This is a genomic window from Nocardia sp. CC227C (assembly GCF_030767025.1).
In the GTDB taxonomy this organism is placed as follows: Bacteria; Actinomycetota; Actinomycetes; order Mycobacteriales; family Mycobacteriaceae; genus Nocardia.
In genome coordinates this window covers 98,227-111,777 of the sequence record NZ_JASITE010000006.1, presented here as the reverse complement: position 1 = coordinate 111,777, position 13,551 = coordinate 98,227, and the positions used below count along the sequence as shown (strand labels likewise).

14 protein-coding genes and 1 tRNA gene are annotated in these 13,551 nt (G+C 67.0%); 8 read left to right on the top strand and 7 right to left on the bottom strand.

The genetic code is table 11. From position 1 onward, the window contains the following. From QMO76_RS14015 to QMO76_RS14005, 3 genes are all read right to left on the bottom strand, one after another. On the bottom strand, positions 1 to 246 hold the full coding sequence (locus QMO76_RS14015; protein ID WP_306361710.1) for an acyl carrier protein: 246 nt from the start codon (positions 244 to 246) through the stop codon (positions 1 to 3). A gap of 486 nt (positions 247 to 732) precedes the next feature. After that, the gene (locus QMO76_RS14010) at positions 733 to 1,665 is read right to left on the bottom strand and encodes an SMP-30/gluconolactonase/LRE family protein (protein ID WP_306361709.1); all 933 of its coding nucleotides are present in this window, start codon (positions 1,663 to 1,665) and stop codon (positions 733 to 735) included. Between the two features lie 179 nt (positions 1,666 to 1,844). After that, positions 1,845 to 2,858: an RNA polymerase subunit sigma-70 gene (locus QMO76_RS14005; protein ID WP_306361708.1), complete on the bottom strand. Its 1,014-nt coding sequence runs from the start codon at positions 2,856 to 2,858 to the stop codon at positions 1,845 to 1,847. Positions 2,859 to 2,942: 84 nt separating this feature from the next. On the opposite strand from QMO76_RS14005, the gene QMO76_RS14000 reads away from it, so the two are divergent. From QMO76_RS14000 to QMO76_RS13975, 6 genes are all read left to right on the top strand, one after another. Then, positions 2,943 to 3,320, top strand: coding sequence for a nuclear transport factor 2 family protein (locus QMO76_RS14000; RefSeq protein ID WP_306361707.1), 378 nt, complete (start codon positions 2,943 to 2,945; stop codon positions 3,318 to 3,320). 98 nt (positions 3,321 to 3,418) lie between these two features. Then, positions 3,419 to 4,363: an NAD(P)H-binding protein gene (locus QMO76_RS13995; protein ID WP_306361706.1), complete on the top strand. Its 945-nt coding sequence runs from the start codon at positions 3,419 to 3,421 to the stop codon at positions 4,361 to 4,363. A gap of 87 nt (positions 4,364 to 4,450) precedes the next feature. Further along, positions 4,451 to 5,257, top strand: coding sequence for a class I SAM-dependent methyltransferase (locus QMO76_RS13990; RefSeq protein ID WP_306361705.1), 807 nt, complete (start codon positions 4,451 to 4,453; stop codon positions 5,255 to 5,257). 178 nt (positions 5,258 to 5,435) lie between these two features. Beyond that, a complete protein-coding gene (locus QMO76_RS13985; RefSeq protein WP_306361704.1) occupies positions 5,436 to 5,798 on the top strand; it encodes a MarR family winged helix-turn-helix transcriptional regulator in 363 nt (120 codons plus the stop codon). A 98-nt stretch (positions 5,799 to 5,896) separates the two neighbouring features. After that, positions 5,897 to 5,970, top strand: a tRNA-Met gene (locus QMO76_RS13980). 509 nt (positions 5,971 to 6,479) lie between these two features. Next, positions 6,480 to 7,082 carry a ferritin-like domain-containing protein gene (locus QMO76_RS13975; protein WP_306361703.1) on the top strand — a complete coding sequence of 201 codons (603 nt, stop codon included), beginning with the start codon at positions 6,480 to 6,482 and terminating at the stop codon, positions 7,080 to 7,082. Between the two features lie 256 nt (positions 7,083 to 7,338). On the opposite strand, the gene QMO76_RS13970 is transcribed toward QMO76_RS13975, so the two are convergent. Beyond that, entirely contained in the window at positions 7,339 to 8,052 is a 714-nt protein-coding gene (locus QMO76_RS13970; RefSeq protein WP_306361702.1) for a histidine phosphatase family protein, read from the bottom strand. A gap of 414 nt (positions 8,053 to 8,466) precedes the next feature. Here QMO76_RS13970 and QMO76_RS13965 point away from each other — a divergent pair, with 414 nt between their 5' ends. Further along, the gene (locus tag QMO76_RS13965) at positions 8,467 to 9,105 is read left to right on the top strand and encodes a Uma2 family endonuclease (protein ID WP_306361701.1); all 639 of its coding nucleotides are present in this window, start codon (positions 8,467 to 8,469) and stop codon (positions 9,103 to 9,105) included. A gap of 8 nt (positions 9,106 to 9,113) precedes the next feature. On the opposite strand, the gene QMO76_RS13960 is transcribed toward QMO76_RS13965, so the two are convergent. Then, a complete protein-coding gene (locus QMO76_RS13960) occupies positions 9,114 to 9,872 on the bottom strand; it encodes a DeoR/GlpR family DNA-binding transcription regulator (protein WP_306361700.1) in 759 nt (252 codons plus the stop codon). A gap of 23 nt (positions 9,873 to 9,895) precedes the next feature. Continuing rightward, positions 9,896 to 11,878, bottom strand: a complete 1,983-nt coding sequence (locus tag QMO76_RS13955; RefSeq protein ID WP_306361699.1) for a PTS mannitol transporter subunit IICBA — start codon at positions 11,876 to 11,878, stop codon at positions 9,896 to 9,898. 198 nt (positions 11,879 to 12,076) lie between these two features. On the opposite strand from QMO76_RS13955, the gene QMO76_RS13950 reads away from it, so the two are divergent. Further along, a complete protein-coding gene (locus QMO76_RS13950) occupies positions 12,077 to 13,135 on the top strand; it encodes a zinc-dependent dehydrogenase (RefSeq protein ID WP_306361698.1) in 1,059 nt (352 codons plus the stop codon). A 162-nt stretch (positions 13,136 to 13,297) separates the two neighbouring features. Here the strand turns inward: QMO76_RS13950 and QMO76_RS13945 are convergent, their stop codons facing one another. Beyond that, positions 13,298 to 13,501 (bottom strand): cold-shock protein, encoded by a 204-nt coding sequence (locus QMO76_RS13945; protein WP_029927571.1) that lies wholly within the window; start codon positions 13,499 to 13,501, stop codon positions 13,298 to 13,300. Positions 13,502 to 13,551 lie beyond the last annotated feature (50 nt).

Genomic DNA, 13,551 nt, shown 5'->3' with positions numbered 1-13,551 from the left:
TCAGCTCGCTTTTCGCAGCTCGACCGCGACGTATTCGGCCACTTGGCGGGCCGTGCGCAGGGTGGCGGCATCCGCATCGGGTATGTCGATGCCGAACAACTCCTCGAGTTCGATCACCAACTCGGTCGAACGGACCGAATCGAGTCCGTACTCGAGCAGCGGTCGGTCCAGCTCCAGCGCGGGCGCGTTCAAACGCCTGCGGAACAGCTCCCGGACTCGCTCCAATACCGTCGGGTCCACACTCATCGAGACCTATCCCCACGTGAAAAATGGTGCGCGACAGCACAATCGATGTATCGATAGCTCGATTCATGCGACTGCCACGGCACACTTGCATGCCTGGAGCTCCATTGCCCGGCGTCCGTAGCGCGAAGCGTCGCCTCGTGAGCGCGCATCAGCGGAATCCGGTGCGGTCAGACGTGTGACAGCACCGAGATGGCTTGCGGCATAAGGGGACTAGTCACCCCAGCCCGGTTCATCATCGAACCCGCGATGGGAAAGGCGGGCGTGAGCCCCACGCCCGTCGGGTACCCTGCTCTCCCGATCGTTCTCCGGTAACCGACCAGGTGCAGCGCGTTTGAAAGGCGTTACACCACAGTTAATCTCCGGCGATAGCCCGATAGTACTCACGAGTAGGGCACAGTGCCACGATGAATCACACAGGTTGTGTGAACTGTGCTGACGCGCAATGTAAATCAGCGCACATATACGCGGGAAAACGCGAGCGTGTACTCAGTGTGGTGTCAGCCGCGTCACAGTGCCCAGATAGCTGGTGACGTACAGTGAGCCGGGGTCCCAACCGGGACCGGAGCCGAATCGGACACTCGTCGACAGCGGCAGGCCGTCCGCCACGGTGCACCAGCGGGCGCGGTCCGGATCCACCCGGATCACTTTGCCGCCCAGACTGTAAGTGACATAGACGAACCCGTCCGGTCCCACCGCCACGCCGTCGGCGGCGTTGAGCGGGCCCAGCCCGGGCAGTTCTATGGTGATCGCCGCCTCCGGGCGATCCGGGTCCACCATCGCGATCACGGTGACCGGGTCGAAGGTGCTGGATACGAACAGCCGATGCCGCCGCGGATCGTAGGCCAGGCCGTTGGTGGAGGTGACCGCCGACGAGAACGGCCCCACGTCCACCCCGGCACGCACCCGCGTCATGCGGGTGTCGGCTCCCATATCGCTGGTGACCACGAAGTCGCCGTCGGGCAGCAGTGCCAGCCCGTTCGGCATGTCGAGTCCGCCCGCGACGCTGCGGCGCGTGCCGGTGTCGAGATCCACCGCCTCGATGCCGCCGGGTTCGGCGGCGAACTTGGACTGGAGACTCAGTCCGGTCGTGTAGTAGAGGGTGTCGCCGACGACGCTCAACTCCCCGACGCCGTCGATATCGCCGACGAAGGTTGCGCGCCGACCGTCCGCGGTGAGTTCCCGCACCGCCCCGCCGGTCCCGGTGACCGACTGTTCCGACAGCAGCAGCCGCCCGCGTCCGTCGAACGCGAGGCTCTCCAGCATGCCGTACCCCGACGCCACGGTGCCGACCGTCCAGCCGCCGCAGTGATCGGTCGTGGCGGGCGCGGCCCAGGCCGGTCCGGGCGGGGCGAACGGCGCGAGCGACATCCCCACCGACGCGGTCAGAATCGTTCGAATCGCGGATTTCCGGAACCTCATGAGCTGGTACTCCCCGTGGGTGGCCGCCGGTCTCCGTGTGCGGCCCTGCCAGCCCGCCGCGCGGTCGACCTCTGTAGGGCGGCACGCTAACTCCGCCGTCAGCTGTCTGGGGAAGCTTGGCGTCGAATTGTCAGATAGCCCAGCCCGTCTCAGTCCACCCCGGGCACTCCGACAAGTCGTTACCGGAAGTCGCGACCCTCCGCCGCCGCGCTGCCATCACTCCATGAGACAGGGAGCCCGAAGTATGGAAAGACGTCCGCGGGTGGGAAATGTGTCAGTGCCGCGATGCCGTTCGCTTCGAGGGCGAGCACCAGCATTCCGGTCGCGCGGAACTCCGTTGCGTCCGGAAGCAGGGAGTAGCAGGCGACGGCGGGCTGCGTATTGGCCCGGACGGCGACCAGGCGCACCGGGTGGTGGTGCCGGAACGCCGGGACGTGCCGGAGGAATTCGCCGATCGCGGCGCGCCCCCGGTAGGCGTGCGGCCAGGGCGGCATGGTCAGCCAGGCGTCGTCGGTCAGCAGTTCGACGACGGCGTCCACGTCGCGATCGGTGAAGGCTTCGGTGAAGCGCCGGGTCAACGCACGTTCGGCCGACGACCCCGGTGCGGGAGCCGATCCCGCGGGTCCGCGCCGCACCGACTCCAGGGTCTCCCGGGCGCGCTGGAGCGCCGCCTTCACCGCGGTCGGACTGGTGCCCAGCAGTTCGGCCGCCTCCGCCCCGGAGAATTCCAGCACTTCGCGCAGCACCAGCACGGCCGCCTGCCGCGGCGGCAGCTGCTGGAGTGCGGCGATGAAGGCCAGCTCCACCGATTCCCGGTGTTGATAGCGGATCGCGGGATCGGCGGCGAGCAGGGCGTCCGGATAGGGCCGCAACCAGCCGACGGCGTCGCGCGCGGGTGGCTCGGGCACCTCGAAGGGCAGCGGTTCGACGGGATGCCGCCGCGCGGTGCGCAGCGTGTTCAGGCACCGGTTGGTGGCGATCCGGTACAACCAGGTGCGCACCGAGGACCGCTGCTCGAACTCCCCCAGCCCGCGCCATGCCGCCACCATGGTCTCCTGGAGGGCGTCCTCGGCGTCCTGGAGCGAACCGAGCAGTCGGTAGCAGTGCAGCTGCAATTCCCGCCGGTACGGTTCGGTCAGTTCGCGAAACGCCCGCTCGTCGCCGGCGCGGGCTGCCGTGAGGGCCTCGGTCACCTCGCCATTCTGGCACCGGTCCGTTTCGGCGACGGCCGGTGTCCATTCCATCGACAGTTTCCACTCGACCACGAGGTGACCGATATGAACCAGCACACCGGCCCCGCCCTCGACCTGGCCCGCGCCTACTTCGACGCGTGGACCGGGCACGATATGGACAAGGCCATGACCTACATCGCGGCCGACATCGTCTGCGACACGCCCGCGGGCCGGATTCGGGGCGCGGACGCCTTCCGGGCGTTCCTGGAACCGTTCGCCGATACCGTCACCGGTGTCGAACCGCTGGCCGCCTTCGGTGACGACACCACCGCACTGATCATGTACGACACTTCCTCGATTCCGGTGCCCTCGGCGCCCGGCGCGGAGCTGATCCGGGTAGAGAACGGGCGAATCACGCAGAGTCGCTTCATCTTCGACCGGCTGCCCTTCTACCTCGCGGAGACCGCCGCGACCGAGGGGTGAGTCGCCCGCGCCCGGCTTCGGCTAGTATCTCTGCGGTCGGATCCGCAACCTCGCAGTAGGCGCAAGATCACCGTTGCTACGCCACGGAGGTATTTGCCATGGGCGGAATCGTTGTCGAGCCCGGACGGTTGCATCTGCTGACCGTCGGGGCCGTACGCAAGGACGAGGGTTGCGGCCCCTACGGTGTCATCGCGCGCAGTCTCGCGCGGCAACTGCTCGACGCCGGTGAGCGTGTCCGCATCGTCGCCGAGTCCGACCAATTGCGCGATTGGCCGGACCCGGTCGAACTGATCCCGGGATCGATCACCCGACCCCTGGAGATCTGGGACGCGTTCACCGGCGTCGACGCCGTCTTCCTCACCGGAGTCGATCCGGCCACCCTCGACGACGCGCTCGCCCTGGCCCGCACCGCGCACGTCGGCCAGCTCGTCCTGCTGTCCTCGCACGGACCCGAGTACGAGGCGGCCGACCCGCCCGACACCTGGTTCTGGTCGGCCATCGAGAAGGCCGTCGAACGTTCCGGTATCGGCTGGACCCACATCCGGCCCTCGGCCGTCATGGGCTCGGTCCTGGAAGGCGCCTATCCCGCCACGGGTTCGGACTGGGCCGACACCATCCGCGCGGAAGGCGTTGTGCGCGAAGCCTTCCTGAATACCGGCCACTACCCGTTCATCCACGAGGACGACCTGGCCGCCGTCGCCGCGGCGGCCCTGCGCACCGACGACTATCTGGGCATGACCATCGAGGCCGTGGGCATGCCCATCAGCACCCTGTCCCGAATCCGCTTCATCGCCAATGCCCTCGGCCGCGACATCGTCACCACCGAGCTCACTCCCGACGAGAGCCGCGCCGTCTGGCGCGACCGCGGCTGGCCCGACCGCGCCATCGATGTCACCCTCTACGCCCTCGAGGAGTACGCCACCCACCTCGAAGACCTCATCGCGTGGACCCTCGAGCAATCGCCGTCGGTCTCGGAGATCATCGGGCGTCACCCGCTCAGCTATGCCGAGTGGGCACTCGAACACGCGAAATTCTTCCGCTGACCGGACCGACTTCCTGAAGCGAGTGCTCGACGCGCGGTGAACCGGCGTACCACACCGAATTAGGTGACCCTAAGTTATCGTGGTGCGATGGGTGAACCGGTGACACTGGGCGAGATCCAGGAAACGCTGCTTATTCCGCTGTACGGACGCGCGTGCGATGCGGCGCGGAACCCCTCGATCCTCGGCGACCGCAAGGCCGTCGAACTCGTGGCGGCAATCGACTACGACTTCACCAGATTCCGCGGACCGTCGCTGTCGGGTTCGGTGCTGCGGGCGTCGATCTTCGACGAGTATGTGCGGGCGTTCCTGCGCGAACATCCGCACGGGACGGTGGTGGATCTCGGCTGTGGCCTGTCCACCCGCTTCGACCGCCTCGACAACGGCACGGTCCGCTGGTTCGACCTCGACCTCGACGACACCATGGCCCTGCGGCGCAAGTTCTTCGACGACCGCGACCGCTACACCATGCTCTCCGGATCCATCTTCGACACCGACTGGTACGACCGGGTCCGCGCGGGCGGCGAACCGGTCTTCCTGCTCAGCGAGGCGGTGCTGCTCTACTTCGACGCCGAACGGGTGCACGCGCTGCTGCGGCGGTTCGCCGAGGCATTCCCGAATACCCCCGTCGCCTTCGACACCGGCGGCCCGGCCATGATGAAGACCCAGGACCGCAATCCGGTGTTTCGGGCCGTATCCGCCCGCATGCGATGGACCTGCGACGACCCCGCCACCTTGGAGCCCTGCGGACTGCGGCTGCGCGAATCCCGCACCTTCGCCACTCCGCAATCCGCCGTCGCCCGCACCTGGCCCGCGCGGTATCGCTACGGGATCAAGGCATTCGGCTGGGCCCCGCCGGTGTCCACCTACAAACTCAACCTCTTCACCACGCGCTGACCCGCCCCGATCCCCGCGGGCTGGTAATCGCCCGCGGGTCGGGCGCGACTATGATGATCATCGATTTCGCCGTCCGACCGAGGAGGCCGCGCTGTCCGAGCGCTCGAGTGCCGACGTCGTCACCACCGACCTCAGCGAGGCCGCCGACCTCTACCTGACCATCGGCCGTCTCCTCCGCATGCTGCGCCAGTCCGGCGACTCCGGCGCCCTCTCCCCCGGCGCGGCCTCCGCTCTCGCCTCCCTGGCCCGCTCCGGCCCCCTGCGCCTGGGCGACCTGGCCGCCGTCGAACGCGTCAGCGCTCCCACCATGTCGCGCATAGTCACCGGCCTCGAACGCGCCGGCTACCTCGAACGCGCCGCCGACCCCGGCGACGGCCGCGCCCAACTCCTCACCGCCACCCCCACCGGCCACAACCTCGTCAACGGCCTCACCTCGGCCCGCATCCAACGCTTCGCCGCCGCCATGGAACGCCTCGACCGCGAGCAGCGGGATGCTCTCACAACGGCTTTGAACGTCCTCGTCGACGAACTCGGACGCTGACCCCGCACCACCGCCCAGCCCCCCCGAGGGCGAAAAACCCATCTTGTCCAGGCGTTTTGGTAACGAGGCCCACTGTCTGTAAGGTTGTATTCACCCGACGCGGGGTGGAGCAGTTCGGTAGCTCGCTGGGCTCATAACCCAGAGGTCGCAGGTTCAAATCCTGTCCCCGCTACAAAAGAGGGCGGTCCTGACCAGTAGGTTTCAGGACCGCCCTCAGCTTTTGTCGAGGTCTATGGCAACGAATTCGACATCATGCGGAATACGCTGTGTTCGCTGGGTCGCCAGCCCATTATTCCCAGACGGTTGTTCAGGTGGAGTTCCGTTGATGTCCATGATCTTTCGCGATTCGGCGGCTTGTCGTTCCCGAAAGGTCGACGTGGTCAATGGTGCGATGACCTCCGCTGACTGTCGTGCGAACGGCGACGGATAGTTGTCCGCTACGGCCGCATGGTGCGCTGCCCGGTTCGGTCAGCGCGACCCCGTACCCCTCGAAAACGGTTCGGCTCGCCGGTACCCGTGCCCGTACTCTCGCGGCGGGATATCGGCGTCGGGCTCCGAGGAGCCACGAAAGGGGCAGTGGTGGGCGAATCCGGTGATTTCTCCCGGTGGGTCAGGACATTCGAGTCGCGTGCGCAGGCGCGCGCAGCGGCCGGTGATCCGGACTGGTCGCGGGGTGCGCGGATGGATCCCGTGGTGGTGCGCAGTGTGCAGCGGTTCCAGGTTGGGGAGAGCGGCGACGGCGCGAATCTGATCGCCAAGGCCGAGCAGGCGGGCGACCGGGACTACGCCGCGGCCGCCCGATTGTTCGTGGCCGAGGAGCGCAATCACGCGCGGCTACTGGGTCTGCTCCTGAAATCCGCGGGGCAGGACACGATTGCGGCGCACTGGAGCGATGCGGTGTTCGTGCGCCTGCGGCGGGCTATGGGACTGCGGCTGGAGCTGATGGTCCTGATGGTCGCGGAAGTCGTTGCCCTGCGCTACTACCGCGCCCTGCGCGACGGCAGTGGTGACGCGCTGACCGGCACGGTCGGCGGCCTCATTCTCGCCGACGAGGAACAGCACGTGCCTTTCCACTGCCAGCGGTTGCGCCTGGCCTTCGGCGCGAGCCCTCGCTGGCTACGCGGGATCACGCTGGCGGCCTGGTGGACCGTGCTGCTCGGCGCGATCGCGGTGGTCACGCTGGACCACGGATCCGCGTTGCAGCGATTGGGCGTGGGCAGAAGGGAATTCGCCCGCGAGGTGGTGGCGCTGTTCGGGACGGCGTGTGGGTCCAGCTTTGCTTGAATCCGGTGACTTCGCCGTCACCGTCCTCTGTTGTGTTCACCTTCAGATCGAACTTGGATACCTTGCAGAGGCCGGTGACATCGGCACCGACCGCACGGCCGGTCTTCCCGACCCTACCGACCTTCTGCACGATCTTGACTGTGGTGCCGGTCTTGTCGCGGGCCTCCCCGGTCGAGATGCTCCGCTACCGGTAGCAAGCAACTGCGCCCCGGTCCCATCGACCGTGTCGGTGACATCCGGGGCGCGGAAGGGTTGATCAGCCGAGGTCCGGGTCGCCGACCCACTCGACAATCGTCCAGCCCTTCTCCGGGCTGCCCTCGAGGACGACGCGGCCGCCGTTGTGTATCGGATCGGTGCCGAGCTTCTCCTTGTCGGCGTTGTCGGCGTTCAGCATGGACCAGAACATGATGGTGGCGCCGTGCGAGAAGATCACCGGGTTGGTGCAGTTGCGGCGCTGCACATCGAGCAGTGCCTCATCGACACGGTCGTCGAACTCGTTGCCGTCGATGGACCCTGGAATCCGTGCGTCCAGGTCGCCGGAGAGCCACTTGATCGGCGCCTGCAGGTACCCCGACAGCGCCTCGGACTCCGGGGTGCCCTCGTAAACGCCTGCCTCGATCTCCCGGAAACCGGGCTGAATATCGAGGTTCAGGTCGTGCTCGGCGAGGGTCGGTGCCGCGGTCTGCTCGGTACGCACCATATTGGACGCGAAGGCGCAGTCGTAATTCTTGTCGGCCAGCTGGACGGCCAGCTTGTCTGCCTGAGTGCGGCCGCGTGGGGTCAGGTCGGGTCCGGGCACCGAGGTGTCGATCAGGCCGGACGCGTTACCGGCGGACTCGGTATGGCGCACCAGGGTGATGACCATATTGCCGGAGCCGCTGCCCGAGCTGCTGCCGGAGCTTCCGAAGTCGATATCGGCGGACGCGACGCCGGTGACAGCGGTGGTGGCCGCGACCGCGGTCGCGGCCATCGCAACCGAAATTCGAAGGGATCGGATTCGCATGGGTGGGAATGCCTTTCATCGTGGCGAATGCCACTTCAGGTATGCCGAAGAATCGGAATGTGGAGTGTCGCGTCTCACAGAAGCAGCTGCTTGCGCGGATCGACTACGAGCTATCCCATTCATCGGGATCCCCCGCGCACCGGACCGCGCGCATGCGCAACCGTCGGAAGCGCAGGCGCTGGCTGCAGAATCCTGACCGCCGCGAGCGTTGCCCCCCGGACCCCGGGAGGCCGCCGACTTCGGGATCGGGTGAATGCGTACGCGGAGAGCTCACCACGTCCCACCGATCCATTGCCTGCCGCTGGATATGCTTATGTGCGTCCAGGCCGCCGGTCTGGGCGCCGATCGTGTAGCCGTCCCGCGTACCGAAGGATCACCGTCGTGTCGGAAGCGTTCGACTGGTCGTCACCGAAGACATACAGCCAGGTCATCGACATCAATGACTACCTGGCGATGCCCGAAAACGTCTCCCGTACCGTCGAGGTCAAAGACGGGATGATCATCTTCTGCGAGTCGCCCTCGCCCAATCACAACGCGGTTTCCCGGAACATCGAACGCGCACTGGCCGACGGCGAAGCGAAACGGGTGGACCGGAAGCCTTGTCTGCGCGTCAACCGCGATCTCGACATGCTCGTCTCGGAAGTCCCCTTCCATTACAAGCGTCCCGACGCGATCGTCTACCGCTGCATCGACGAACCGCGCCCGCGCTGGAAGACCAAGCCGACCGTCGCGGACACGATACTGGTGGTCGAGGTGGTGTCGCCGACCACCGTCACCGCCGACACCATCGACAAACGCGCGGAGTACGCGCGCTATGGCATTCAGCACTATTGGATCGTCCGCATGGCCAACGACGACGGCCCGGCGGTGTCCATCGAGATGCTCACGCTGGATTCCGAGGGACGGTACGTTTCCAACGGATACCGCAATCGCAGCGACCACGTCGCCGCGGCTATCGACACGCTCACCCCGTTCGAGATCACCCTCACTTGGCAGCAGCTCGACGAAGGCATCGACTGAACTGCCGCTCAGGCCCGCACCACCGTCGGCCCGAGCGCCTCGAACCGCAGTGCCTGCGCGGGGTCCAGTTCCGCTCCGGTGACAATCGCCTCGAAATCACCGATCTCGGCGAAGCGGCAGAAGCTGGTCATGCCGAATTTTCCGTCCGCCGCGACCAGGATGCGGCGGACGGAGCGGCGGACCGCTAGTCCTTTGACCGCCGCCACGGCCGGGTCGGGGGTGGTCAGGCCGTGGTCCAGGGAGATGCCGTTGGTGCCGAGGTAGGCGAGGTCGATGGCGAGTTCGTCGAGCATGCGCAGGGCCCAGTGGTCGACGGTGGCGAGGGTGCGGCCGCGCATGCGGCCGCCGAGGAGCAGGACGGTGACGGCGTCGCTGTCGGCGAGGGCTTCGGCGGCCAGCAGGGAGGCGGTGACCACGGTCAGTTCCCGGTCGGCGAGCTTCTCGGCGATCAGGCGCGGGGTGAATCCTTCGTCTATATAGACGGTTTCGGCGCCGTGCAGCAGATCGGCCGCGGCGGCGGCGATGCGGTGTTTCTGGGCCAGGTCCACCCGGCTGCGGTATTCGAGGCTGGATTCGAAGGCCGCGCTCTCCAGCGGGATCGCCCCGCCGTGCACCCGTTTGACCAGTCGGCGGTCCGCGAGCAGGCGCAGATCGCGGCGGATGGTCTCGGCCGCCACCCCCAGTTCGGTGGCGAGGCCGAGTACGTCCACCCGGCCGCGTGTCCGGGCGAACTCCACGATCTGCGACTGCCGCGAATCCGAATCCACGAGCAACATTCTGCTGCATCGCCTCAGCCGTGGCGGGGACCGAGGACCGCTTGGATCTCACCGACCGTGCTCGCCGCGCGCAACCGCGCCACCTGATCGGTGTCCGCGAACACCTGGGCGATCCGGGACAGCAGCGCCAAGTGGTCGTCTCCGGTCCCGGCGATGCCGATGACGAACTCGACCGGACTGCCGTTCCAGTCGATGGGTTCGCGATAGCGCACCACCGAGATCCCGGTGCGGCGGATATCGCCCTTGGCCGCGTTGGTGCCGTGCGGAATGGCGAGCCCATTGCCCATGAACGTGGAGACGGTCCGTTCGCGTTCGTGCATGGCCGCGACGTACGATTCCGCGACCGCTCCCGCGGCGACCAGCAGCCCGCCCGCCTCGTCGATGGCCTCGGCGCGGGACCCGGCGGTGCCGGAGAGCACGATCGACTCGTCCGCGAGCATTCCCGCGCCCGGTTCGGGTTCCGCTTCGGTGGGTTCGGCCGGTGCGGAGCCCCGATCGGCCCGGGCGACCAGACCGACGATCTCGTCGTATTCGGGACTGTTCATGAAGTCGTCCACCGGCACATGGAGGGCAGACGGCGTCCGTTCACGCGCTCGGTCGGTGAGATCCCGGTGGGTCACCACGAGGTCGTACTCGTCGCTCAGGTTCGCGATCGCCCGATTGACGACGGTGACCTCCGTGAATCCCGCGTCGCGAATCCGCTTGCGCAGCACCGAGGCGCCCATGGCCGAGGAACCCATCCCGGCGTCGCAGGCGAAGACGATGGTCGAGATCTGCTCCGGGACGGTCACCGTGGCCGTCGCGCCGGCGCCCATCGAGTTCAGCGCGGCGGCGGCCACCGACCGCTTGCCCTTCAGCGCCTCCATGGTGGCGGTGGCCCCGCCCAGATCGGGTTCGTCGACCGCTCGGTCGGTCCGCAGCAGCACGGCCGCGACCAGGAAGCTGACCGCCGCCGCACCGATCACCGACAGCGTCACGCCCAGATAGCTGTCATTGGCGGTCTGCGCGAAGACCGCGATGATCGAACCGGGCGCGGCCGGAGCGCGCAGCCCCGAGTCGAACAGCACATTGATCATGACGCCGGTCATGCCGCCGGCGATCATGGCCGCGATCAGCTTCGGCTTCATCAGCACGAACGGGAAGTAGATCTCGTGGATGCCGCCGAGGAAGTGGATGATCGCGGCCCCCGGCGCGGAACTCTTGGCCACTCCCCTGCCGAACACCATGAACGCCACCAGCAGTCCCAGACCCGGCCCCGGATTGGCCTCCAGCAGGAACAGGATGGACTTGCCGTCCTCGCCGGCCTGATTGGTGCCCAGCGGCGTCAGGATGCCGTGGTTGATCGCGTTGTTGAGGAACAGCACCTTGGCCGGTTCGATGAAGATCGAGGTCAGCGGCAGCAGGCTGTTGTCGACCAGGAAGTCGACCACATTGCTGGCCAGTCGGCTGAATCCGGAGACCAGCGGACCGATGCCGAAGAAGCCGACGACCGCCATGGCGGCACCGGCGATACCGGCCGAGAAATTGTCCACCAGCATCTCGAACCCGGGACGAATCCGACCGTCCCACAAGGCATCCAGGTTCTTGATCAGCAGCGCGCCGAGCGGGCCCATGATCATCGCGCCCAGGAACATGGGCACGTCCGCACCGGCGATCACGCCCATGGTGGCGATGGCGCCCACCACCGCGCCGCGGGTGTCGTAGACGATGCGGCCGCCGGTCGCGCCGATCAGGATCGGCAGCAGATAGGTGATGGTCGGGCCGACGATGCCGCCGCCGTCGTAGTCGCCCCACCCGCCGATGTGGGCGACCCAGCTGCCCTCGCCCACATCACCGGCGATGGAGGTGATCCAGCCCTTCTCGATGAACAGGGCGGTGAGCAGGCCCCAGGCGATGAAAGCGCCGATATTCGGCATGACCATGCTGGACAGGAACGTGCCGACGCGCTGCACGTGGACGCGGGTGCCGCCGCGAGCTTCCGGTGCGGATACAGACATAGTGACTTCCTCTGAGCAGTAGACCAGACATGTGACACCAGCCACATCCCTGGCAGTAGTAGACCGCAGAATCGGGCACGTTGACAAGGGATCGGGCATAAATGGGCACTGATTTCTGTGGATTTGTGCCCGAATGACCGTTACGGTGGATTGGAGCGATCGGCTCACGGCCCGAAACGGCGGAAGGAACACGAATCCATGAAGGCCCTGCGCTACTACGCACCCGAGGACCTCCGGCTGGAGGACATCGCGGAACCCGAGTGCGGCCCGGACCAGATCAAACTCCGGGTGCGCAACTGCTCCACCTGCGGCACCGATGTCAAGATCCGCCACAACGGGCACCAGAACCTCACGCCGCCGCGGACGCTCGGCCACGAGATCGCGGGTGAGATCGTCGAGGTCGGCGCGGCGGTGAACGAGGTGTACGGCACCGAGTGGCGCGTCGGCGACCGCGCGCAGGTCATCGCCGCCGTACCGTGCGGCACATGCCACGAGTGCGCCAAGGGCTGGATGGCGGTGTGCCAGAACCAGACCTCGGTCGGATACCAGTACGACGGCGGCTTCGCCGAATACATGATCGTGCCGAGCCAGGTGCTGCGCGTCGACGGTCTGAACCGGATTCCCGACACCGTCGGCTACGACGAAGCCTCCGCGGCCGAACCGCTGGCCTGTGCCATCAACGCGCAGGAACTACTCGGCATCGAGGCGGGCGATACGGTGGTCGTGTTCGGTGCGGGGCCGATCGGCTGTATGCACATTCGGATCGCGCGCGGTGTATATCGTTGCGGGCCGGTCTATCTCGTCGACGTGAACGCCGAGCGCCTGGAGCTGTCGGCGAATGCGGTGCGGCCCGACGAGGTCATCGACGCGTCGGCGACCGATGTGGTCGCGCGGGTGCTGGAGCTGACCGGCGGGCGCGGCGCGGACGTGGTCATCACCGCCACCGCCGCCAATATCACCCAGGAGCAGGCCATCGCCATGGCCGCCCGCAACGGCCGCATCTCCTTCTTCGGCGGCCTGCCCAAAACCAACCCGACCATCACCTGCGACTCCAATGTCGTGCACTACCGCCAGCTGCACATCCACGGCGCCAACGGCTCCGCGCCCGAACACAACAGGCGCGCCCTCGACTACATCGCCACCGGCCAGGTCCCGGTGCGTGACCTCATCACCGACCGCATCCCGCTCGACCGGGTGCTCGACGCCTTCTCGACCGTGGAGAGCGGCACGGCCATCAAGGTGACCGTGGAGCCCTGAGAGGCTGTCGGATCCCCGCGGCCCGGGTGAGCGGTCAGGTCGTATTCCGCTGCGCGGTGGTCGATCTCGGCCGCCGAATGTTCCGAGAAACCGGACACGATGAATTGGTCCGGAAAGCACGAAACCCGCGCCGTTGGCGCGGGTTTCGGAGCTGATCCGCTCTCAGATGGCGCGGACGCTCTGGGCCTGCGGGCCCTTCTGACCCTGCCCGATCTCGAACTCCACTCGCTGTCCCTCTTCGAGAGACTTGAAGCCGGAGCCGGAAATCTGGGAGTAGTGGACGAACACGTCGGGGCCGCCCTCATCCTGCGCGATGAAGCCGAAGCCCTTTTCGCCGTTGAACCACTTCACACTGCCTTGCGACATACTTTTCTTGCAACTTCCTGTTTGCGAGCCGAGTGATCACATCAACAACC

Excerpts from the sequence above, each read along its gene's own strand:
- QMO76_RS14015 (WP_306361710.1), bottom strand. The coding sequence starts at position 246 with ATGAGTGTGGACCCGACGGTATTGGAGCGAGTCCGGGAGCTGTTCCGC.
- QMO76_RS14010 (WP_306361709.1), bottom strand. The coding sequence starts at position 1,665 with ATGAGGTTCCGGAAATCCGCGATTCGAACGATTCTGACCGCGTCGGTG.
- QMO76_RS14000 (WP_306361707.1), top strand. The coding sequence starts at position 2,943 with ATGAACCAGCACACCGGCCCCGCCCTCGACCTGGCCCGCGCCTACTTC.
- QMO76_RS13995 (WP_306361706.1), top strand. The coding sequence starts at position 3,419 with ATGGGCGGAATCGTTGTCGAGCCCGGACGGTTGCATCTGCTGACCGTC.
- QMO76_RS13990 (WP_306361705.1), top strand. The coding sequence starts at position 4,451 with ATGGGTGAACCGGTGACACTGGGCGAGATCCAGGAAACGCTGCTTATT.
- QMO76_RS13985 (WP_306361704.1), top strand. The coding sequence starts at position 5,436 with ATGCTGCGCCAGTCCGGCGACTCCGGCGCCCTCTCCCCCGGCGCGGCC.
- QMO76_RS13975 (WP_306361703.1), top strand. The coding sequence starts at position 6,480 with ATGGATCCCGTGGTGGTGCGCAGTGTGCAGCGGTTCCAGGTTGGGGAG.
- QMO76_RS13970 (WP_306361702.1), bottom strand. The coding sequence starts at position 8,052 with ATGGCCGCGACCGCGGTCGCGGCCACCACCGCTGTCACCGGCGTCGCG.
- QMO76_RS13955 (WP_306361699.1), bottom strand. The coding sequence starts at position 11,878 with ATGTCTGTATCCGCACCGGAAGCTCGCGGCGGCACCCGCGTCCACGTG.
- QMO76_RS13950 (WP_306361698.1), top strand. The coding sequence starts at position 12,077 with ATGAAGGCCCTGCGCTACTACGCACCCGAGGACCTCCGGCTGGAGGAC.
- QMO76_RS13945 (WP_029927571.1), bottom strand. The coding sequence starts at position 13,501 with ATGTCGCAAGGCAGTGTGAAGTGGTTCAACGGCGAAAAGGGCTTCGGC.